The organism is Mesorhizobium sp. M0074 (assembly GCF_040322975.1).
In the GTDB taxonomy this organism is placed as follows: domain Bacteria; phylum Pseudomonadota; class Alphaproteobacteria; order Rhizobiales; family Rhizobiaceae; genus Mesorhizobium.
The window spans coordinates 407,226-428,389 of sequence record NZ_JAMYUM010000002.1 but is presented as its reverse complement, the minus strand read 5'-3'; the positions used below and the strand labels follow the sequence as shown (position 1 = coordinate 428,389).

Genomic DNA, 21,164 nt, shown 5'->3' with positions numbered 1-21,164 from the left:
GCCGGAAAAGTTGGCTGTTCAGCGATACCGTCGACGGAGCCAGGGCCAGCGCCGTCATCTACAGCCTGATGTTGACCTGCCGCGCTTGTGGCGTCGAGCCGTTAGCCTGGCTGCGCCACGTCCTCACCGAATTGCCTCAACGCAACGAGGACGCTGATATCTACGATCTGCTGCCCTTCAACTTCGCCAAAGCAACAGCAGTCTGATCAGACCAGATACCGTTCCCGATTCGAAGGCCATCCGTCGAAAGCGCCGGCGTCAACGTGCAGGGAAAATCGCGCTTACGCATTAACCGCCTCCGGCCTCCCCGGCTCATGGCCGCAGCTCAACTCATCAACGCAGCGTCGAAAGGACACTTCGTAAGCTTCTCATAGCCGTCTTCTGTTATCAGGACCTGCTCTTCAAGTTTTACCCCTTCACGGCCTCCAACGGCACCAACGTAAGCCTCGACACACAAAGTCATGCCAGGCTCAAGAGCATAGTCAAACGCTCCTGGAATAAAGTCTTCAGGGTAGTAGATTGCAGGATATTCGTCGCACAGCCCGATGCCATGGATCATTATGCCGTATCGCTGATCAACGAATTCTTTCGGCAATTTATGGCCCCGCTGGGTGAGTTCAGTGAATGAGATGCCCGGCTGCAAGAGTTCCATGTTGGTCGTAATGTGCTCGAGAGCGATGGCGTGGAGTCTGCGTTGTTCATCGCTCGGGCGCCCATCACCGCAAAACCAGGTTCGCGAAAAGTCCGCGCACATACCGTATGGTCCCACCATATCGGTATCGAAGGCCACCAGATCTCCTGCTGCTATCCTTCGCGGTCCTGCTTCCTGCATCCAGGGATTTGTCCTCGGGCCAGAAGTGAGTATTCGTGTCTCGATCCATTCACCTCCGCGCGCAATGTTTTCAGCATGGAGAACTGACCACAATTCAGTTTCTGCAATACCTGGTCGCAAAAGCTGGCGCATTTTCGCAACCGCAATTTCGCACGTTGCCAGGGAGCAGCGCATGGCATTGATCTCGTCGATACCCTTTACAGCCCTTGCATGCTCCATGAGTTGCATACCGTTGCAGATTTCGATGCCGGCGGCGTCCAGCGCGCGCAAGCCGGGGATCTCGATCTTGTCGACCGCAAGTCGGCGGTTCTTGCCTCCATGGGTTCGTAACAGCTCATCAATTTGCCCTGCAAAATCCTTGGCAACGGCTTCCTCTTGATCGCCAGACACGAAATAGTAAAAGCCCGCACCGCCCGCGCGAATCTCGTTCACCAATGGCAGATGCTCCGAAAGGTGCCCGCAACGATGGAAGTCCCAAAGAACAACGTATCCATCGGCTGAAACAAAAACAGCACGTGATGGATTGTGCATGATCCAAAGATGCATGTTCGAGGAGTCAGTTGCATATCGGATGTTCAGTGGATCGAAGCACAGCACGCCGGCGTAATCCCGTTGGCGCAGTTGCTGCACGATACGGTCTAGACGGGTTTTCCTCATCCGTTCCAGGTTTGGAGGAGTGAGGCCTAGCGCTGCCCACTCGGCGAAAGCGACATCTGTCGGTCCGATCTCCACCCGATCGTTTTCGTCTATGGTTCCATCCGGCTTCAGCGCCGTCGCCCGGCGCGTCGGATCAATTTTGTTCTTCGCGACCGAAAACGAGGACATTCTTGATGATTCCTACTGCTGAAGATGTGTCGGTGTACTGCCGAGTTGACGGATTTCGCTCGGGACTCCGCGCTGCTGAAGGCGGAAAATATTGCCCGGCATACGGTCCATTCATCCTGGACTTGTACGCTATCAGCCTCGACAAGCACTTGGATTGAGGCCGAAGGCCTGGCGGAAGCATTTCGAAAAATGCGAGGCCGACGCGAAACCGCATGCGATTGCGATCTCGACAACGGGCAACTCTGTCTGTTCAATGAGACGCTTGGCGCGGCTAAGTCTCAAATGCAGATAGAATCGCATGGGAGACCACGTCGTTGACTGCTGGAAAAGCCGTTCGATCTGACGCTGGGAGCGGCCGACGCATTTTGCGATGTAGCGGAGCGGCAGTGGATCCTCAATATGCTCCTCCATGATTTGAATGACGTCTGCAAGCGACTTGCAGATGCCGGTTTCACCAGCATTGACGGTCGATTGTCTATCTGAAGCGGGACGCCAATGGCCGGCAGTCGTATGTCGGCAGACAGCCAACGCGATGTCTCTGCCAAGGCGCTCGCTGATCACCTCCATAACGAGGTCGAAGGACGCGAATTCTCCTGCGCAAGTCAGGAGGTGAGGATCGCGAACGAACAGTTGGTCGGTAACCTGGAGGCGGCCGAACTTTTCCGAGAGGGCGGCCCTCTGGTTCCAATGGATTGTGCAAGCGGTATCGTCGAGTAATCCGCTTTCCGCCAGCAGCCATGTGGCGGTACCCAACGCCGCGATTGGAACCCCTTGCCGCTTGCAAAGCCGAAGAATCTTCGTGAGGGAAGTCGACATCTGCTTTTGGACCGGCTCGCCCGCGCAGACGATGACCATGCTTGGTCCCCTGCCGGACTGAATGCATTCTCCAATGCCGGCAAAATTACCGCCGACCGAAAGGATAAACCCGCTGGCGCATTCGACTGGCTGGCCATCCGGGCTCGCAATCGTCCACTCGAAGGCGGATCGTCCGGAGATCGAATTGGCAAGGCGAAGCGGATCCACGAAGGAAGAAAGGCCGAGCTGAGAAAATCCCGGAAGTGCAAGAATGACCAGTCGGTACACGTCGTGGGTGTCGATCACCTGCCGGCTGGGATCCCACCCCACGATCCTCGAACTGTCTCCTGCTGAAAATGGCGCATTCATAAGGTCATACATCCTCGTTGACGGTCATCAACATCGAGCGGGCGTTGGCACCAGCGTCTTGCAGGATGGATACCGCCGCCATCAGCCGCGGACGTTGTGCTTGCGCTTCATGAAGTCCTTGGCGGTTTCGACTGCCACGGCCGCATCGCGGCAATAGGCATCGGCGCCGACGGCCTTGCCGAATTCCTCGTTGAGCGGCGCGCCGCCAACCAGCACGACATAGTCGTCGCGAATGCCCTTTTCCTTCATCGTGTCGATGACGACCTTCATGTAGGGCATGGTCGTGGTCAGCAGTGCCGACATGCCGATGATGTCGGGCTGGTGCTCTTCAATCGCTGCCATGTATTTCTCGACCGCATTGTTGATGCCGAGGTCGATGACGTCAAAGCCGGCGCCTTCCATCATCATGCCGACCAGGTTCTTGCCGATGTCGTGGATGTCGCCCTTGACGGTGCCGATCACCATCTTGCCCTGCTTGGGCGCGCCGGTGGCGGCGAGCAGCGGACGCAGGATGAACATGCCGGCCTTCATGGCGTTGGCCGACAGCAGCACCTCGGGAACGAACAAGATGCCGTCGCGAAAATCCTCGCCGACGATACGCATGCCTTCGACCAGCGCCTCGGTCAGCACATTGTACGGCACCCAGCCACGCTTGATCAGGATGTTGGTGCCTTCCTCGATCTCTTCCTTCAACCCGTCATAGAGGTCGTCGTGCATCTGCTGCACCAACTCGTCGTCGGAAAGCTCGGAAAGGATGATCTCGTCGTCGGCCATGTCGGGTCGCCTCACGCATAGTTCAAAGGAGGTCGGTACCCCATGCTCGATGGGGCACCGACCAGGCTTCCGGTTGGAGCCTCGGGAGTCTGCTAGGCTGCCAGCCAGACTTTCTGCAAATCCATCTGGAAAGTCTGGTGGATTGCATAGTTCTGAACTTTTTTGTTCATGTGACCAAAGAGGCTTTGCCAGAACGGCTGTATGATGACCCCAGAATCCTGAAGCACATCTTCGATGTCCTTCATCAGTTCCTTCCGCTTGGCGGCGTCGCTGACCGAGAACGCCTTTTTGAGCTTGGCATCGAAGTCGGCGTTTGCGTAAGCAGTCTCATTCCAAGCCTCGCCAGTGCGATAAGCCAGCGCCAGGACCTGAACCCCGAGCGGCCGCATGTACCAGACGGTCAGCGAATAGGGATACTTCGCCCAGTCGTTCCAGAAAGTCGAACCCGGAAGCACCGTGCGCTTGACCTTGATGCCGGCCTCTCGAAGCTGCGCCGCAATGGCGTCACCGGTATTCTTCTGCCAGTCTTCGTCGATCGAAATCAGTTCATGCTCGAACTCGGCATGACCGGATTCAGCAATGAGTTTCTTCGCGCCATCGACGTCCCGGCTCTTCTTAGGCAATGCAAAATATTCCGGATGGATCGGGGCGACGTGGTGGTTTTCGCCGACCGTTCCGCGCCCTGCATAGCCGAGTTGAAGGATGGTTTTGTTGTCTACCGCCATCTGCAGCGCATTGCGGACCTTCTTGTCGTCATAGGGTTTGTTGGCCGTGTTGGTGCGGCACACCAGTGTCGTTGCGGTGGCGACCTCCGATTTGACCACGTCCATCTTGTCCAGGATGTCGATGAAGTCCGCCGGTGTCTCCATGTTCACATCGATCTCACCGGAGTCGAAGGCAGCCACCGTTGCCTGGAAGTCGGTGCCATAATCGATGAATTGCACTCCATCCAGCAGAGCTTCGCCGCCCCACCATTTGCCATTCTCCCGGCGTTTGACTTCAGCCTTGCTGCCGACCGCGTAGGATACCAGTTCGAAGGCGCCCGTTCCGATCGGCTTTGCGACCGGATCAGCGCCGCCGGCATCGAAACTGCGATGGACGATCAGTCCAGGGTAGTCGGTGAAATTCGCGATGATAGCGATGTCCGGGTCGCTCAGCTTGAGCTTGACGGTATGGTCATCGACCTTGACGATCGCTCCATCTCTCGCCTTGCCGGTCTTGGTATCGATCAGTCCCCCGACGCGCGCGGCCATCGAATTGCCGGAGACGCCCTTCTCGCACCAGCGGGTGATGTTGAGGACTACGTCATCGGCGTCGAAAGCGTCGCCATTGTTCCAGGTCACGCCCTTCCGGACATGGAAGACATATTCGGTGGCATCCTCATTGACCTCCCAGCTTTCCAGCAGGACAGGTTCAAATGTGAATTCATGTGTGTAGCGAACCAGCGGTTCGAGCCAGCACCGAGAAATGTTGGCAAGCTCAACCCAGTCATAGGTACGTGGGTCTTTCTGCGCCTTGACGGGCATGGACACGCGCAGAGTCCCGCCCTTCTTCGGCTCGGCCGCGCGTGCGGGCTGCGGCAATGCCACGCCAATCAAGCCGTAGGCCATCGCAGCCGAGGCGCCGAACGTGCTTGCAAGCGCGAGAAACTCGCGTCGGTCCATTTGTCCGGCTTTGACGTCGCTCGCCATTTTTTCGATGGCAGCCGGAACGTGATTCCCATTGCTTCTGAACAGTCCCATTTTCTTCTCCCTTGCTAGTGGTTCCCGGATATTGATCGCGTGGGTTATTGGGCGGATGCCTAGGCGAGGCTTGGCGAGATTTCCTCCTGGCGATGCGCCACGAATGCATCGAGTTCCTCGCGCACGGCTGGATCCATCTGCGGCTGCTCGTAGCTCGCGACGATCGATTTCGCCTTCTCACGGCAGCGCTGCGCCATGTCCTTTGAGCCTTTGACCTTCCACTGCTCATAGCTGAGGTAATCGAGGATCTCCGGCGCGAAGAATGCGTCCTTGAAGCGCTTGAGCGTGAAGGAATCTCCGAGATAGTGGCCGCCGGGACCGATGCGCCGCACTGCCTCGAGAGCGTCGTCGAAATGCTCGAACGAAATCCCCCGCGCGTATTTTTCGATCAGTAGGTTCTGTTCGGCATCGGCGACAAACTTCGCCATGCAGCATACGAGGCCGGCCTCATCCCAGCCGCCCGCGTGCATCATCAGGTTCGCGCCTGCGCTCGCCCCCGACATGTAAGCGATCGCCGACTCGTATCCGGACTGAGCATCAAAGGTCTTGGCGGACGACTGGGATGCAGTCGTGCGCCACGGCAAACCATACCGCCTTGCCATCTGGCCGATGACGGCGTTGATCAACGTGACTTCGGGCATGCCGGACATCGGGGCGCCGCTCCGCATCGACACCGAGACTGAATATTGCCCATAGATCATTTTGGCGCCGGGCCTGACCAACTGGGTGTAGGCGAGGGCTGCGAGTGCCTCGGCGTTCAACTGGGCGATTGTGGCCGGGATGTCAGCAGGGGTGTTTGCGGCGCCGAGCACAAAAGGCGACAGCAGGACGACTTGGTTTGCCTCGACGAAAGCGCGGAGCCCTTCCAGCATGGTCGAATCCCAGACCAGCGGCGAGTTTCCCGATACGTGACCGAGCATCACCGCATTCTGATCCATAAAGGCCTTGCCGTGGACGATCTGCCCCATGGCGATCGAGTCCTCGGCTCGCTGTTTCCCGGTCGTCAGACCGAAGAAGGGCATGTTCGTTTCCACAAGGCTCGAATGGTTGATGTGCAGATGGCGCCATGGAACAGCGATGTCGGTCGGCTCACAGGTGAACCCGCCGGCGATATGGAACCCCGGCAGCATCTGGGTCAGCCGGTTCATGTCCCGTAGATCCTCGATCGTGGATGCGCGTCGCACACCCTGAAGGTCCCGGACGTTTGGCGCGCCTTGCATGGCGCCGAAGGTCATTGTGTCTGGCGCGATCTCGAAACGCTGTGACGGATCGCGAGATGTCATCTCAAAACGGGATGGCGCCTTGGAGATGAGATGCATCAGCATCTCGCCATCGAGGCGCACACGTTGGCCTTGGACGTCGGCGCCCGCCTCCTTCCATTGCCGGATCGCTGTCTCATCGCGGAATTCGATTCCGATCTCGCGCAAGATCGCCAACGAAGCCTGGTGAAGGCGCTCAAGCTGCTCAGCAGTGACGGCCTCCACGGGTCGAATGCCGTACTTGATCGTCGAGACGCGAGGCCTCTTCTCTGCTTCCCGGGCGGCTACGACCGACGCGCGTCCTCCGCGGCGTCGGATTACGGGAGTATCAGTGTCCATCATCGCGTTTTCCCAGAGGGGCGCTAAGGTCCCCGTCAACAGAGCTTTCCTCGGTCCGCTTACGGAACGCGGCCCTGCTCATTGACGTTGACAATAGGGTTCTGTGAGCGCCCTGAGGACTCGTAAAAGGTTTCGCTGGCGTTAAACTCAGTTTATACCTGGATCGACTGCGCAGGCACTCGTTGCCTAGTTAGGACACCCGAAAGGCGAGGCGGCTGGGGTGGGTACGGGAACCTGGGCAGCGGTGCCGGTAGCCGTCTAAGGGCGCAATTCCTGCGACTGCGCGAGGAACCAGTCTACAAGTACCTTGCACCTCTTGTTTTTGCCTGCATCGCCATTAGACAACAGGAAGAAGGCGCGGTCGGTCTTGATCTCGGTCGCGATGGGCCGAACCAGCAGGCGGTTTTTGAGCAGGTGTTGGGCGGTCAGGGACCATCCCAGCGAGATTCCTTCGCCGGCAAGAGCTGCTTGAAGCGTCAGCTGATAGTCATTGAATACAATGTTCGGTTTCGTCTCGCTGGGATCTCCGCCTGCAAGCGCGACCCATTCGGGCCAGCTCATGCGCCGGCGAAAGGCATCGGACGAATGAATAAGCTGATGTCGAACCAGCTCATCGACGCTCTGGGGGGCGGGATGCGCCAGAAGATATGCGGGGGAGCAGACGGGAAAAATGATCTCGTCGCATACGAACCAACTGTTGGTTCTGTCAAAATCCCGTGGCCGCACCCATACGGTGACGTCCACTTCGTGATCGGGCTCGATATCCCGATCGGTGGCGACAACCTTGATCTTAACGTCGGGATGCTCTTCCTGGAAATGATAGAGCTGAGGCGCAAGCCAATGTGCTGCCAGAGAAGTCGACGCAGCAAAAGTGATGTACTTCGTTCCGCGATCTGAGATGGTCTCAAGTCGCTGTTCCAGACGGCGGAAACTCGTGCGCACCTCATCGTAGAGTTGCCTGCCTGCCTCCGTCAGCTCTACCCCTCGATTATCACGGGCAAAGAGCGCGGTCCCGCAATGCTTTTCGAACGACTTGATCGAGTGCGAGACGCTCGGTTGCGTCACGTTGAGCTCGCTGGCTGCGCTTTTGAAACTTAGGGTGCGGGCAGCCGCTTCGAAGACAAAAAGCGAATGCGTCGAGGGCACCATGCTACGAAGCTTTGACATGAAGCAGGTCTATATCAGACGCTATCTTTTCCGTCTACGAGACGCCAGCCAACTGATCTATTTGAACAGGAAACAACGCGACCGCGGATTGTTGCCAAGCCTTCGTCATCGGTCGCCTTAACTCAGCGAGTTGGCAGTGAATTCGTTCAACCAAACCATGACGAAAGAGCGCAAAGTCGTTCAGCCACCCCATCCCGAACCGACTGTGTCCGGCTGGTACACTGCTGCCGGACCGGAGTTGGCGCTGCTTCCACAGGAAGGCGATGTTGCTTGTGATTGCTTCGTGATTGGCGGCGGCTGGATGGGGCTGCACGCGGCCCGCCGATTTGCCGAACTCAACCCGCAGTCTTCGGTTGTCCTGGTAGACGCCGGCCGTATTGGGAACAATGCATCCGGACGGTGCATGGGTTTCGTCATCGATCTCGCGCACAATCCTCGGAAGCGCGATTTCGTCGAAGACATCAAGGGGAACAAGGAAGAGCTGTTCGTTAACCTGGACGGGATCGCCTATATCCGAAGCGCTGTCGAAGAGCATGGGGTCGATTGCGACTGGGACGCGCAGGGAAAATACCACAGTGCGGCCACCGCTCATGGTGTGGAGGATCTGCACCGCTTTTCGCAGGCACTGGATAAGCTTGGGCAGAACTACAGCTGGGTCGAGACCCCCGAAATCCAGGCGATCACAGGAAGCAAGCACTACATCAAAGCCCTGCATCATCCCGGCACCGTCTTGGTCCAGCCTGCGAAGTATCTCCAGAATGCGACAAGGCGCCTGCCCGCGAACGTCACCGTTCACGAAAACACCCCCATCGTGGCGGTGCAGTTCGGGGCGCCGAAGCACATCTGCGAGACGCCCGCCGGAACAATCAGGGCTTCGAAGGTCATCATCTGCGCGTCAGGCTATCTGACGAAGTTCGGTTTCTTCGACAACCGCGCCATACCGCTGTACACATTTGCGAGCATGACACGACAGCTCACCGAGAGCGAGCTTTCGCAGGTGGGGAACAAGAGAGCCTACGGACTAATCCCAGCCAACAGCTTCGGCACGACGGTTCGTCGCACGATCGACAACCGGCTGTTCCTTCGCAACGTCTATTCCTATGCGACGGACTTCAAGACCACCACGCAGGACGTGATGAAGGCTCGGGTGCAGCAGCAGATCGCGTTCGATCGGCGGTGGCCGGAGCTCTCCTCGATCGGCTTCGAGGCCAGTTGGGGTGGCCTTCTTACTCTCGCGCAAAATGGCGGAATGGTCTTCGGCGAGTTGGCGGAGAAGGTCTATGGCGCCGCATTCTGCAACGGTACAGGCGTCGCGCGAGGAGCTGCCTTCGGCAAGGCCATAGCCGACCTGGCGTCAGGGCGATCGTCGCCGGTAGTCGACATCCTCAAGACGCGCGCTAGTCCCAGCAAGCCCTATCCCAGACCCGTCACAGCGATGGGCGTTCGAATCGTAACCGCGGTCCGTTTCCGACAGGCCGGCGCTGAAGTCTAGATACAACGAGAGAGATCATGGCGGACCTGAAGGGCATAAATCTGGCAATGCAAACACCGTTCGATGAGAATGGTGCGATCAACTATTCGATTTTCGAGGATCTGATCGACAAGTACGTCGCCGCAGGTGTTCACGGGCTGGTGCTTGGCGCAGGGACCGGGCAACATCCCTATCTTACCGAGGCCGAGTGCAACCGCCTCTACGAAGTAGGCGCAAAGCGAATAGCTGGTCGCTGCAACGTCATTTGCCAGACCTCCGCTTTGAATATGGACGAAGTCATCAGAAGGTCGCGTCACGCGGAGTCCGTCGGCGCCGACGCATTGATGGTGCTGCCACCCTACCTGGAGGGCCCGAGTGATGAGCAGGGAATCTTCGACTTCTACAAAGCAATCGATGCTGAACTAGGTATCGACCTGGTCGGCTACAACATCCCACAGGCCACCGGCATTTCGGTTTCACCACAGCTGTTTGAGCGCCTGACCCAGTTGAAGAACTTCAACTACATCAAGGACAGTGCAGGGGACTTCACTGTCCATCAGGAATACCTGCAGACAAGCGGGACGGTCCTCAATGGCTGCGACACCACCACACTCTACGCGTTGATGGCCGGGGCACGCGGCGTCATATGGGGCGGTGCCAATTACATGCCTTCTGAAGCGGTCGACCTATATAGATTGGTGGACCGTAAGGAATATGAACAGGCGCTAGCGCTCTGGCAACGCATGTTGCCCTCGTTGCTCTTTATCTGGAGGTCGCCCTATACGCCGTCAGTACTTCGAGCGGCGCAACTGCGCGGCTACGGAACAGGTAATGTTCGCAGCCCATTGAGAAAGCTCTCCGCAGATCAGGAAACGCAGCTTCGCCGTTCGCTTGAACCGTTGGGCGTGTAAGGCGCAGAGAGGCGGGGCTTCGTGAGAATCGTTCATGTTGGTGCGAGCGGCGTGATCGGCAAGGCCGTGTCGGCCGAACTCGCCAGGCGCCATGATCTGATCGCTGTTGGCCGAAGCGCCGGCGATTTCCAGGTCGATATCGACAATCCCTCGTCCATAAGCCGAATGTTCAGTCAGATCGGCGAGTTCGATGCCCTGATATGCACAGCCGGCACCGTTCATTTCGCCCCGCTCGCGGAGTTCACCATCGAGCAATATGCGATCGGCTTGCAAAGCAAACTCATGGGGCAGGTGAACCTTGTCAGACTTGGACTTGGATTCCTTCGTGAGGAAGGATCGTTCACGTTGACTTCCGGTCCAACGAACGACGATCCGATATCGCTCGGGACATCGTCCGCGATGGTCAATGGCGCGCTCGAAGGATTTATCCGAAGTGCTGCAATTGAGCTTCGCCAAGATCGTCGGATCAATCTGGTGAGTCCGACTATGCTCGAGGAGTCCTCTCCGCTGTACAGTCCTTACTTCCGGGGTTCGAAGGCTGTCGCGACGAACGACGTGGTGCTTGGTTACGTTAAAAGTGTCGAGGGCAAGCAAACTGGATGCGTTTACAGGATTGGATGGTCACGAGATCGCTGACCTGACTGCATCGGTCGCCGCTTGGTTGGCCGCACTGGCATCAGCTTATCCGGCATGGATTGGTCTAGTAACGGGAGTAAGACCGCTTGATTATTCCGTCCAAAGCTCGCGCCGTGATCATAGGTGGCGGCGTCTCGGGCTGTTCGGTCGCCTATCACTTGGCCAAGCTCGGCTGGACCGACATTGTGCTGCTCGAACGCAAGCAGCTGACGTCGGGAACGACATGGCACGCCGCCGGCCTGATCGGCCAGCTGCGCGGCTCGCAGAACATGACACGACTGGCAAAATATTCGGCCGACCTCTACGTCAAGCTGGAAGCCGAGACCGAAATCGGCACCGGCATGCGCCAAGTCGGCTCGATCACCGTGGCGCTGACCGAAGAGCGCAAACACGAAATCTATAGACAGGCGTCGCTCGCCCGCGCTTTCGATGTCGATGTGCGCGAGATTTCGCCCAACGAAGTTAGTGAGATGTACCCGCATCTCAACATTTCGGATGTGGTCGGCGCCGTCCATTTGCCGCTCGACGGCCAGTGCGACCCCGCCAACATCGCCATGGCGCTGGCCAAGGGCGCGCGCCAGCGCGGCGCCACCATCGTCGAGAACGTCAAGGTCACCAAGGTCCACACCAGGGACGGCCGCGTCACCGGCGTGTCGTGGGCGCAAGGCGGCGAACAAGGCACGATCGAGGCCGACCTCGTCGTCAACTGCGCCGGCATGTGGGCCCGTGAGCTTGGGGCCCAAAACGGCGTCACCATTCCGCTGCACGCCTGCGAGCATTTTTACCTCGTCACCGAGCCGATCCCCGGCCTCACCCGCCTGCCGGTGCTGCGCGTCCCCGACGAATGTGCCTACTACAAGGAAGACGCCGGCAAGATGATGCTCGGCGCTTTCGAGCCGGTGGCAAAGCCCTGGGGCATGGATGGCATCCGCGAGGATTTCTGCTTCGACCAGTTGCCCGAGGACATGGAGCATTTCGAGCCGATCCTCGAAATGGGCGTCAACCGCATGCCGATGCTGGCCACTGCCGGCATCCACACCTTCTTCAACGGCCCTGAGAGTTTTACCCCGGACGACCGCTACTATCTCGGTGAGGCGCCGGAACTGCGCGGCTACTGGATGGCGACCGGCTACAACTCGATCGGCATCGTCTCCTCCGGCGGCGCCGGCATGGCGCTGGCGCAGTGGATCAACGACGGCGAGGCACCCTTCGATCTCTGGGAAGTCGACATCCGCCGCGCCCAGCCGTTCCAGAAGAACCGCCGCTACCTCAAGGAGCGCGTCTCCGAAACACTCGGCCTGCTCTATGCCGACCATTTTCCTTACCGGCAGATGGCAACGTCTAGGAATGTCAGGCGCTCGCCGCTGCACGAAGATCTGAAGGCGCGCGGCGCGGTGTTCGGCGAGGTCGCCGGCTGGGAGCGCGCCAACTGGTTCGCCCGTGACGGACAGGAGCGCGAATACCGCTATTCCTGGAAGCGGCAGAACTGGTTCGACAACCAGCGCGAGGAGCATCTTGCGGTCCGCAGCAAGGTCGGCCTGTTCGACATGACCTCGTTCGGCAAGATCCGCGTCGAGGGCCGCGACGCCTGCGTCTTCCTGCAAAGGCTGTGCGCCAACGACATGGACGTGGCGCCGGGCAAGATCGTCTACACCCAGATGCTCAACCAGCGCGGCGGCATCGAGAGCGACCTCACCGTGTCGCGCCTGTCGGACACCGCCTACTTCCTCGTCGTCCCCGGTGCGACGCTGCAGCGCGACCTCGCCTGGCTGCGCCGGCATGTCGGCGATGAATTCGTCGTCATCACCGATGTCACGGCTGCTGAGGCCGTGCTCTGCCTGATGGGTCCCGACGCACGAAAGCTGATCCAGAAGGTCAGCCCCAACGATTTCTCCAATGAGAATAATCCGTTCGGGACGTTTCAGGAGATAGAAATCGGCATGGGTCTCGCCCGTGCCCACCGCGTCACCTATGTCGGTGAACTCGGCTGGGAGCTTTATGTCTCAAGCGACCAGGCGGCGCACGTCTTCGAGGCGATCGATGAGGCCGGCGCCGATGTCGGCCTGAAACTCTGCGGCCTGCACACGCTGGACAGCTGCCGCATCGAAAAAGCCTTTCGGCATTTCGGCCACGACATCACCGACGAGGACAATGTGCTGGAAGCCGGCCTCGGCTTTGCGGTCAAGACGGCAAAGGGCGACTTCATCGGCCGCGACGCGGTGCTGAAGAAGAAGGAAGCCGGATTGAACCGCCGGCTGGTCCAGTTCCGGCTGAAAGACCCCGAGCCCTTGCTCTTCCACAACGAGGCGATCCTGCGCGACGGCAAGATCGTCGGCCCGATCACCTCAGGCAATTACGGCCATCACCTCGGCGGCGCCATCGGGCTGGGCTATGTGCCATGCCAGGGCGAGAGCGAGGCGGATGTGCTGGCTTCTTCTTACGAGATCGAGATCGCAGGCGAGCGCTTTGCCGCCGAAGCATCGCTGAAGTCGATGTACGATCCGAAGTCGGATCGGGTGAAGATGTAGCGCGGTCCACTGCTCGACGTTAAATAGCCGAACGGGAGACCCGTCGGTATGGGCGTGCTTTTCTTTAATACGGCTCGTCTTCGCAAGTCGAGCTCGAAAGTCGATATAGATTCATATCTTGTTTGAAAGAGTGGACTGGATGACGCGATCTGAGTTCAACACACAGGCGTTTTTGAAGGAGCTGGATCGAAAGAAGTCAGATAGAAAACTGAACTGGAAGCAAGTCGCGGACCTTTCGGGAGTCAGCGCTTCAACACTGATCCTCATGGCGCAGGGACAGAGGCCAGATGTCGAGAACCTGGCTCGGCTTTTCCACTGGTCGGGTTTGAGTGCCGACACATTTATGGGCGCTGGACAGGGACACCGTCTTTTTACTGAGCCATTCAGCCAAATCGCCATGGTCATCTGTTCGGACAACTATCGTGCCGACAATAACCGCAGCACGGTGGTTGGCACCATCACTGGTATTTGTGGGCGTCTCCGAGACAAACTCCACCACGGCTAGCGGGAAATGATGGCTCTGGTACCCGTTTTGACGAGCGCAGGCCTCGTCGAGCGCCAGCGGGGTGTTCCCGTTCCCCAGGATGGCCGGCCCCCGTCGTGAGAAGACGGCCTTGGGGGTCTGGTTCATTGGCGTCGCAAACTTGCAGGCCTTCGCCCCCGAGTTTTGGCTCGGTCGATCAGTCAGTCCGCGAATCCGTTGGATGGCCTCCAAAAGATTGAAAGCGGAATGGCCGCTTTCAATGACCTCGTCCTGTGAGTTGTCAGGCCGCTTGCGGCCCCATTCCTGCCGACCTCCGATGATGGGCACCTCTAACAACCACGTGTCCAAATCCACTACGGGACGCACGACTTTGACTGCTGCCTTTATGGGCAGCAGCCACCAGTCTGCCGTTTGTTCGATGTCGACTTTCCCAAAGAAAATGGGCTGCTTTTGCCGTATTCCGAGCGAACTCGCATCGATTGGCGCCAGTACAATGAGTGGAAAACCCGGCTCTGCCGCTTACGTGCAAATTGCCCAACATCGAACTGCCGAACCCATAGCCGACCTAACCATTTGTAATATATATAGAATCTGGCGCACCCGACAGGATTCGAACCTGTGACCTCTGCCTTCGGAGGGCAGCGCTCTATCCAGCTGAGCTACGGGTGCCTTCAGGATCGGTGATCCCAAAAACGAACCAGCCGGTAAACCGGCCAGCCACGGCTTCTTAGCGGAAGCAGGCGCCGGCTTCAACGGGCAATCGCCAGCGGGCTCAAGTTGCCGTAGCAGCCCGGGGGAGACAGACATCGTCCCGTCCGGCGGCCGCGCCTGCTCATTCTGTCATGGTAAGCACTGCCTTGCCGCTGATGCTGCGCTGCCGCAGCGCGTCTAGGGCCTGGGCGACGTCCCGCCACGGCAGGGTGAGGACTACGCGCGTTTCGAGCCGGCCGGCTGCGATCAGCGCCAGCAGCGAGGCGATGTCGGCGCCAACCTCCGGACCGGAAGCGTAGTAGGCGAAGGTCTGCAGCCGCGCGCCTTCGTGCCCCGGAACGAACTGGCGGAAGCCGATGGGCGTGAGTTCGCCGCTGCTCAAGCCGAACATGACGACGGTCCCGCCGGGCGCGATCCGTTCGATCGCGTGGGCGAGGCTATCGCCGCCCACCGATTCGGTAATCAGCGAGAACAGTCCTTCGGCCAGCTCGATCGTTTCGACGACCCGCTCGGCTCCGAGGCCGCGGAGATCGTCGGCATGACGGGCAGCGGCGACCGCCACCACCGACGCGCCCTGCTGGCGGGCGATCTGGATCTGGAAACGGCCGACCGCGCCGCTTGCGCCGGTAATCAGGACCCGCTGGCCGGCCAGGTCGCCGCCGAGGCGCAGGGTCCGCAGCGCGGTCGTGCCCGCGACCGGAACAGTGGCGGCGGAGACGAAGCTGACGTCGTCCGGCAGGACGGCGAGGTGGTCGGTCGGAACGGCGACCCGTTCGGCCCACCCGGCCTCGTCGACCAGAGCCGCAACCCGGGCGCCGACGGCCGGCCCGGAGCCGTCGGCCGCGGCGCGCTCGACAATTCCGGCGACGTCCTGGCCAGGCACCCAGCCGTTCGGACGGATGTTGAGCAGGCGCAGTTCGCCGCGGTTCAGCGAGACTGCCCGGACCGAGACCAGCGCCTCATGCGGGGCGGGCTCGGGCTCGCCAAGCTCGGCGAGCCGCAACCCGGTGGCGCTGTCGGAAGATGTGACCAAGGCGAGCATTGGTATCGTCCCTTCTTGCTGCGTGGCGGACGCCAGCCTGTTTTCGTGCGCCGGGCTTGTTGGTCCGACGTTCAGAACGCAAGCAGGGCATGACTAGATGGAAGCCCGCCTGTCGGCTTCTGAGTTACTCATCCCTAAACTATCGACTTTCCTGTTTGAGTAATTTAGATATCTTGGCAGTCGATCGCTAAAATCAGTCAAGATGAGACAGCCTCTCCGCTACCCCTGGCCTTTCGATCCGGATGATGTCCTCGTCCCGGCAATCGCCGTGCGCGTCGACGTTCCCGAGACCAGGGCGGAGGTGCCGGACCGCCACCACCGCAAGGGGCAACTCGTCTTCGCGCTGGGCGGCGGCGTCACATGTCGCGTCCCCAGCGGCCTGTGGATGGTGCCGCCGCATTGCGCGGTGTGGATTCCCGGCGACATGGAGCACAGCAATATCGCGACCGCCAATGCCCGGATTTTCTTCGTCTATATCGAACCGGGAGCTACCGACCTGCCGGACCGGTGCTGCACGCTTTCGATCACGCCGTTGCTGCGCGAGCTGATCATAGAGCTGACGGATCGCGTTGAGGACGATGACGCCAGGGGCGAGCTCCTGACCAGGGCTCTGCTCACCGAACTGCCGCGCATGCCTGTCCAGCAGCTGCATTTGCCGATCTCGTCCGAGCCGCGCTTGAGGCGCATCGCGGCGGCGTTGGCGCAAGATCCTGCCGATCGCAGCACCCTGGCGGAATGGGCCAGTCGCGTCGCACTCAGCGAGAGCAGTCTCGCACGTCTCGTGGTGAAGGAGACAGGGCTGACCTTCGGGCGCTGGCGCCAGCAACTGCACCTGATCGTCGCAATGCGCGAGCTGGCCTCCGGCGCCAGCGTGCAGCAGGTTTCGGCCGATCTCGGTTACGAATCGGTCACCGCCTTCATCACCATGTTCAAGAAAGCGCTTGGCAAGCCGCCGGCAAAGTATCTCAGCAGTGTCGCGCAAAACGGCGGCTCTGCGTTTGTCGCCTGAACCCGCACGCGGTCAACACTCGGACTTCAACTGTCACTGCTCCTCGGCATACAGCAGCCGCGTCTTTGCCTCGGAGGTCGGCAACAGGCTGCGCTGGATCAGCGCCTCGACGTGGTCGTTGCGCTGGCGCGCGCTGTCGGCGCCCATCACCACGATGATCAGCCTGTGCCCGTCCGCATTATAGGAGGTGACGATGTTGAAGCCCGAAGCCCTGATGTAGCCGGTCTTGATGCCGTCGACCCCGCGCACCCGGCCGAGCATGTCATTGTGGCCGCGCACCAGCCTGCCGCGGAACATGAAGTCGCTTTCAGAGAAATAGTGGAAATGCTGCGGGAAGCGGGCGTGCAGCGCCATGCCGAGCACCGCCATGTCGCGCGCGCTGGTGTGCTGGTCGCCGTCCGGCAGGCCCGAGGCATTGCGGAAAACGGTGCTGCTCATGCCGATCTGGCGCGCCTTGGCAGTCATCATGCCGGCGAACGCCTCTTCGCTGCCGCCGAGATATTCGGCAACGGCGACCGCCACGTCATTGGCCGATTTGACGACGACGGCGCGGATCGCCGAATCGACGTCGATGGTCTCGCCGCGCCTGAACCGCAGCTTGGTCGGCGGCTGCCGGGCGGCGTTGTCCGACACCGGGATTTGCGTCTCCTTGCTGATGCGGCCCTGGTCCAGCGCCTCGAACAGAAGGTAGAGCGTCATCATCTTGGTCAGCGACGCCGGATAACGCGGCGCCGTCGAATTGACCTCGAACAGCGTCTTGCCGGTGCCGGCATCGATGACCATGGCGGCATATTTCTGCGGCGGCGCCGGTACCGCCAGCACGCTGTCGGGCGGCGTGACAGTCGTGCAGCCGGCAGCAAACAGCAGCAGCGCCAGCACAGCGACGCATTTGTGGATGGACGAAAAGAACCGGAAGGCGGACAAGTCAGTTCCGAAGGCAGGCAGTTTCTGAGACGAGGCGAAGCTATCTTAACGCAAAGGCACAGTCCATTTGGTTAATATCGGTCTGCCCCTCGAACGGTGCCCTGTCCACAGGCCGACGTGGCGCCGCCTGAGGTGAATTGCCGGCCACCGCGCTTGCGCAACCGGCGGCGAGTGGGCTTTGCTGGCGCCGGCAGAATCGGGCCGCCAGAATCGGGCTGGCAGAATCGGTAGGTGCACATGGATACGGTCACGATCACGGCGAAGGGCATTTCGGTATCGGTCGATCTTGCCGTCGGCCATCTCGCCGACATGACGGTCGATATCGATGGCCGCCGGCTGAAGCCGCTGCATCGCGCACCCTGGGTCGGCGAGCCGCGCGAGATGCTGCCGAAAGACCTGCCTGAAGGGACGGTCCACCTGTCCGGCGATTTCCTCTGCGCGCCGTTCTCGATCAGCGACGTCGAAGCGGCACCTTTGCATGGCTGGCCGGCAAATAGCCGCTGGGACGTCGTCGACAGCGCGGCAACGGCCGACGGCTGGCGCGCCGTCTTCCGCCTGCAGCGCCCGGTCATGGGCGCAACCGTCGACAAGATCCTGACCTTGCGCGACGATCATCCCTTTCTCTATCAGGAGCACGTCTTTTCCGGCGGCGCCGGCGCCATTCCCGTCGCCCACCACCCGATGACGGTGATGACGGCCGGCGGCAGGCTGGCCTTCTCGCCCAAGCGCTTTGCCGCGACGCCCAACGAGGCGCCGGAGCCCAATCCCGCCCGCGGCCGCTCGTTGCTCGCCTACCCGGCGCGAACCGCCGACCTGACGCGCTTTCCCGCCGCCAACGGCGGCACGATCGACCTGACCACCTATCGCATGGACCAGCTGCGTGAGGACTTCGTGACGCTGGTCGAGGCCGATCATGGCGGGCCGGGCTGGACCGCGCTGGCGCGCCAGGCGGAAGCCGATCTCGTGCTGGTGCTGAAGAACCCGGCCGAACTGCCGGTCACCATGCTGTGGGTCAGCAATGGCGGGCGCGATTATGCGCCATGGAGTGGCCGCCACCGCGGCGTGCTCGGCATCGAGGACGGCCGCACGGCCGTCGGCCACGCCGCATCGCTCGGCGACAATTGGCTGAAGCGCGAAGGCGTGGCGACCGCCTTTGCCCTTTCCGAAGGGCGCCGCTTTTCGTTCCGCCATGTCATCGGCGCACTGCCATGGCCATCCGGCGAGCCGCCGCACGACGTCACGACCTCGCCGGGCCGCATGCGCATCCTGGCGGCTGACGGTGCCGTGCGCGACATCGCCTTCGACAGCGATTTCCTGCGGACCGGTCAATCCAGGCCCGATTGAAGGCTTGGCACAATCCGGCGTTTGAAATTTTCGAAAACTGCCGCCAAAATGCGCCAGAACCACCGTAAGGGGGCCAATGTCAGAAATCGCCCATATCGCTGCTGCCATTTTCAAGCGCGCCGGCAAGGCGCCGCGCTTCATCGTTGCCATTGCCGGTCCGCCCGGCGCCGGCAAGTCGACATTGTCGGCAGGCTTGCACGACCTGCTGCCGGAAGGCACGGCGGAAGTCGTGCCGATGGATGGCTTCCATTACGATGACGCCGTTCTCGATCGACGCGGCCTTCGCGCGCGAAAAGGTGCTCCGGAAACCTTTGATTTTGCCGGCTTCGAAGCGCTGCTGAAGCGCATCCGCGCCGGCGAGCCGGATATCGCCATCCCGGTCTTCGACCGCAGCATGGAGCTGTCGCGCGCCGCCGCTGCGATTGTCGCCGCCGACACCAAATTCATCCTGGTCGAAGGCAATTATCTCCTGCTCGACGAGGAACCCTGGACGCGGCTGGCGCCGCTGTTCGACTTCTCGATCTTCGTCGATGTGCCGCGCGCCGAGCTCGAGCGCCGACTGCTGGCGCGATGGCACGAGCACGGCCGCTCCGACGAGGACGCGCGCGCCTGGATCGCCTCTAACGATATGCCGAACATCGACCGCGTGCTTGCCCGTCGGCGGCCCGCCGACCTGGTGGTCGGCGACCTGGCCTGACTTGCAAGGAACCGCCCGGCCGGAACCTTGACAGTTTCAGGCCGTTATCCCGGACACGGCAATTGTGCCCATGAGGGAACCGTTCGATGGAAACCATGGCAAGAAAGCCTGCGCCCGCCAAGGGCAGGGCAACACGATCAAAAGCAACTCGAGCGAAAACCAGCGCCGGCCCGGCAGCGGCGGCCCGCTCCAAGGATGCGGCAAAGCCCAGCTTTGGCAAGGCGGCGCCGAAAAAGGTGATGCCTGCCGCGGCCAAAGCCGCTGCACCCAAGCCCAAAAGATCGGCAAGCAGCAGAGGATCGATCGCAGGCAGCGCAATGCGCACTGTTAAAGCAACGGCCAATGTCGCCGCCGGTGCCGTGCTTGCCACCGCCAAAGGTGCGGCGTCGCTTGCTGCTTCCGTAGTCGGCAAGGGCGGCTCAAAACCCCGCACCAAGGCAAAATAGCCGAGCGGAATCGACGTAAGATCAGCTTCTGGCCGGAATGGTGAGGCCCCTCTGCACCGCCGGCCGGGCGAGGCCACGCTCCAGCCATGCGCCCACGCTGGGGAAATCGTCGAAACCGACGAGTTCCCGCGCCTCGTAGAAGCCGATCAGATTGCGCACCCACCCAAGCATCGAAATATCGGCGATGGTGTAATCGTCGCCCATGATCCAGCTGCGGCCCTTGAGCCTCGTTTCGAGGACGCCGATCAGCCGTCGCGACTCGTCGCGATAACGTTCCAGCGGGCGCTTGTCGGCGATTTCGCGCCCAGCGAATTTGTGGAAGAATCCGACTTGGCCGAACATCGGCCCGATCGAAGCCATCTGGAAGAACACCCACTGGATCGTCTCATAACGCAGCGTCGCGTCTGCCGGGACCAGCTTGCCGGTCTTGTCGCTGAGGTAAAGCAGGATGGCGCCGGATTCGAACAAGCCGATCGGCTTGCCACCCGGGCCGTCCGGATCGATCATCGCCGGTATCTTGCCGTTCGGGTTCAAAGACAGGAATTCCGGGGTCCAGCTCTCGTTCTTGCCGATATCGACGGCATGCGGCTCGTAAGGCAGGCCAAGTTCCTCCAGCGCGATCGATATCTTCACCCCGTTCGGCGTCGGAAACGAATAAAGCTGGATGCGGTCGGGGTGGCTCGCCGGCCAGCGCCTAGCAATCGGAAACGCGGACAGATCGGTCATCGAAACTCCTGGTAGGAGACCGCGCCGAGCGGCACGGTCATGGCGGGTCGCAGAGAGTTAGGCGCGACGCCTGGCGCGATCAATATGCGCATGGAAAGTTTCGCCGGCCCCGGTGAAGGACCCGCAAGGGGTG

The 21,164-nt window shown here is 60.7% G+C and carries 20 protein-coding genes and 1 tRNA gene; 10 read left to right on the top strand and 11 right to left on the bottom strand.

Annotated features, from left to right (window positions below; all coding sequences use genetic code 11):
• Positions 1–206 (top strand): transposase domain-containing protein (locus NKJ73_RS05110; protein ID WP_352568561.1); only part of this gene is annotated, 206 nt, incomplete at its 5' end.
• A 119-nt stretch (positions 207–325) separates the two neighbouring features.
• Here NKJ73_RS05110 and dddP read toward each other — a convergent pair.
• From dddP to NKJ73_RS05080, 6 genes are all read right to left on the bottom strand, one after another.
• Positions 326–1,657, bottom strand: coding sequence for a dimethylsulfonioproprionate lyase DddP (dddP, locus tag NKJ73_RS05105; protein ID WP_352565132.1), 1,332 nt, complete (start codon positions 1,655–1,657; stop codon positions 326–328).
• 132 nt (positions 1,658–1,789) lie between these two features.
• Positions 1,790–2,758 carry a GlxA family transcriptional regulator gene (locus tag NKJ73_RS05100; RefSeq protein WP_352568560.1) on the bottom strand — a complete coding sequence of 323 codons (969 nt, stop codon included), beginning with the start codon at positions 2,756–2,758 and terminating at the stop codon, positions 1,790–1,792.
• A gap of 144 nt (positions 2,759–2,902) precedes the next feature.
• Positions 2,903–3,595, bottom strand: a complete 693-nt coding sequence (locus NKJ73_RS05095; RefSeq protein WP_352565136.1) for a cobalamin B12-binding domain-containing protein — start codon at positions 3,593–3,595, stop codon at positions 2,903–2,905.
• Positions 3,596–3,687: 92 nt separating this feature from the next.
• A complete protein-coding gene (locus NKJ73_RS05090) occupies positions 3,688–5,337 on the bottom strand; it encodes an ABC transporter substrate-binding protein (RefSeq protein WP_352565138.1) in 1,650 nt (549 codons plus the stop codon).
• Positions 5,338–5,396: 59 nt separating this feature from the next.
• On the bottom strand, positions 5,397–6,935 hold the full coding sequence (locus tag NKJ73_RS05085) for a trimethylamine methyltransferase family protein (protein WP_352568576.1): 1,539 nt from the start codon (positions 6,933–6,935) through the stop codon (positions 5,397–5,399).
• A 258-nt stretch (positions 6,936–7,193) separates the two neighbouring features.
• Complete coding sequence (locus tag NKJ73_RS05080) at positions 7,194–8,102, bottom strand: LysR substrate-binding domain-containing protein (protein ID WP_352565141.1); 909 nt, start codon at positions 8,100–8,102, stop codon at positions 7,194–7,196.
• Positions 8,103–8,238: 136 nt separating this feature from the next.
• On the opposite strand from NKJ73_RS05080, the gene NKJ73_RS05075 reads away from it, so the two are divergent.
• The 4 genes from NKJ73_RS05075 to NKJ73_RS05060 all read left to right on the top strand — a co-directional run bounded on the left by NKJ73_RS05075 (position 8,239) and on the right by NKJ73_RS05060 (position 13,648).
• Positions 8,239–9,594 carry an NAD(P)/FAD-dependent oxidoreductase gene (locus tag NKJ73_RS05075; RefSeq protein ID WP_352568559.1) on the top strand — a complete coding sequence of 452 codons (1,356 nt, stop codon included), beginning with the start codon at positions 8,239–8,241 and terminating at the stop codon, positions 9,592–9,594.
• Between the two features lie 17 nt (positions 9,595–9,611).
• A complete protein-coding gene (locus NKJ73_RS05070) occupies positions 9,612–10,484 on the top strand; it encodes a dihydrodipicolinate synthase family protein (RefSeq protein ID WP_352565144.1) in 873 nt (290 codons plus the stop codon).
• Positions 10,485–10,505: 21 nt separating this feature from the next.
• Entirely contained in the window at positions 10,506–11,120 is a 615-nt protein-coding gene (locus NKJ73_RS05065; protein ID WP_352565145.1) for a short chain dehydrogenase, read from the top strand.
• Between the two features lie 86 nt (positions 11,121–11,206).
• Positions 11,207–13,648 (top strand): GcvT family protein, encoded by a 2,442-nt coding sequence (locus NKJ73_RS05060; RefSeq protein WP_352568558.1) that lies wholly within the window; start codon positions 11,207–11,209, stop codon positions 13,646–13,648.
• Positions 13,649–13,898: 250 nt separating this feature from the next.
• On the opposite strand, the gene NKJ73_RS05055 is transcribed toward NKJ73_RS05060, so the two are convergent.
• From NKJ73_RS05055 to NKJ73_RS05045, 3 genes are all read right to left on the bottom strand, one after another.
• A complete protein-coding gene (locus NKJ73_RS05055) occupies positions 13,899–14,459 on the bottom strand; it encodes a hypothetical protein (protein ID WP_502905363.1) in 561 nt (186 codons plus the stop codon).
• Between the two features lie 265 nt (positions 14,460–14,724).
• A tRNA-Arg gene (locus NKJ73_RS05050) sits at positions 14,725–14,801 on the bottom strand.
• Between the two features lie 163 nt (positions 14,802–14,964).
• Entirely contained in the window at positions 14,965–15,885 is a 921-nt protein-coding gene (locus NKJ73_RS05045; protein ID WP_352568556.1) for a zinc-binding dehydrogenase, read from the bottom strand.
• Between the two features lie 202 nt (positions 15,886–16,087).
• On the opposite strand from NKJ73_RS05045, the gene NKJ73_RS05040 reads away from it, so the two are divergent.
• On the top strand, positions 16,088–16,894 hold the full coding sequence (locus NKJ73_RS05040) for an AraC family transcriptional regulator (RefSeq protein ID WP_352568555.1): 807 nt from the start codon (positions 16,088–16,090) through the stop codon (positions 16,892–16,894).
• Positions 16,895–16,927: 33 nt separating this feature from the next.
• Here the strand turns inward: NKJ73_RS05040 and NKJ73_RS05035 are convergent, their stop codons facing one another.
• Entirely contained in the window at positions 16,928–17,818 is an 891-nt protein-coding gene (locus NKJ73_RS05035) for a D-alanyl-D-alanine carboxypeptidase family protein (protein ID WP_352517157.1), read from the bottom strand.
• 237 nt (positions 17,819–18,055) lie between these two features.
• On the opposite strand from NKJ73_RS05035, the gene NKJ73_RS05030 reads away from it, so the two are divergent.
• From NKJ73_RS05030 to NKJ73_RS05015, 4 genes are all read left to right on the top strand, one after another.
• Positions 18,056–19,162 carry a hypothetical protein gene (locus NKJ73_RS05030; protein ID WP_352568553.1) on the top strand — a complete coding sequence of 369 codons (1,107 nt, stop codon included), beginning with the start codon at positions 18,056–18,058 and terminating at the stop codon, positions 19,160–19,162.
• Between the two features lie 76 nt (positions 19,163–19,238).
• Positions 19,239–19,859, top strand: coding sequence for a nucleoside triphosphate hydrolase (locus NKJ73_RS05025; protein ID WP_352568551.1), 621 nt, complete (start codon positions 19,239–19,241; stop codon positions 19,857–19,859).
• A gap of 70 nt (positions 19,860–19,929) precedes the next feature.
• Positions 19,930–20,190, top strand: a complete 261-nt coding sequence (locus tag NKJ73_RS05020; RefSeq protein WP_352568550.1) for a hypothetical protein — start codon at positions 19,930–19,932, stop codon at positions 20,188–20,190.
• Complete coding sequence (locus NKJ73_RS05015) at positions 20,177–20,305, top strand: hypothetical protein (protein ID WP_302893450.1); 129 nt, start codon at positions 20,177–20,179, stop codon at positions 20,303–20,305. The genes NKJ73_RS05020 and NKJ73_RS05015 overlap by 14 nt, the downstream gene beginning before the upstream one ends.
• Positions 20,306–20,326: 21 nt before the next feature.
• Here the strand turns inward: NKJ73_RS05015 and NKJ73_RS05010 are convergent, their stop codons facing one another.
• Positions 20,327–21,031, bottom strand: coding sequence for a glutathione S-transferase family protein (locus tag NKJ73_RS05010; RefSeq protein WP_023677015.1), 705 nt, complete (start codon positions 21,029–21,031; stop codon positions 20,327–20,329).
• Positions 21,032–21,164: the final 133 nt, after the last annotated feature.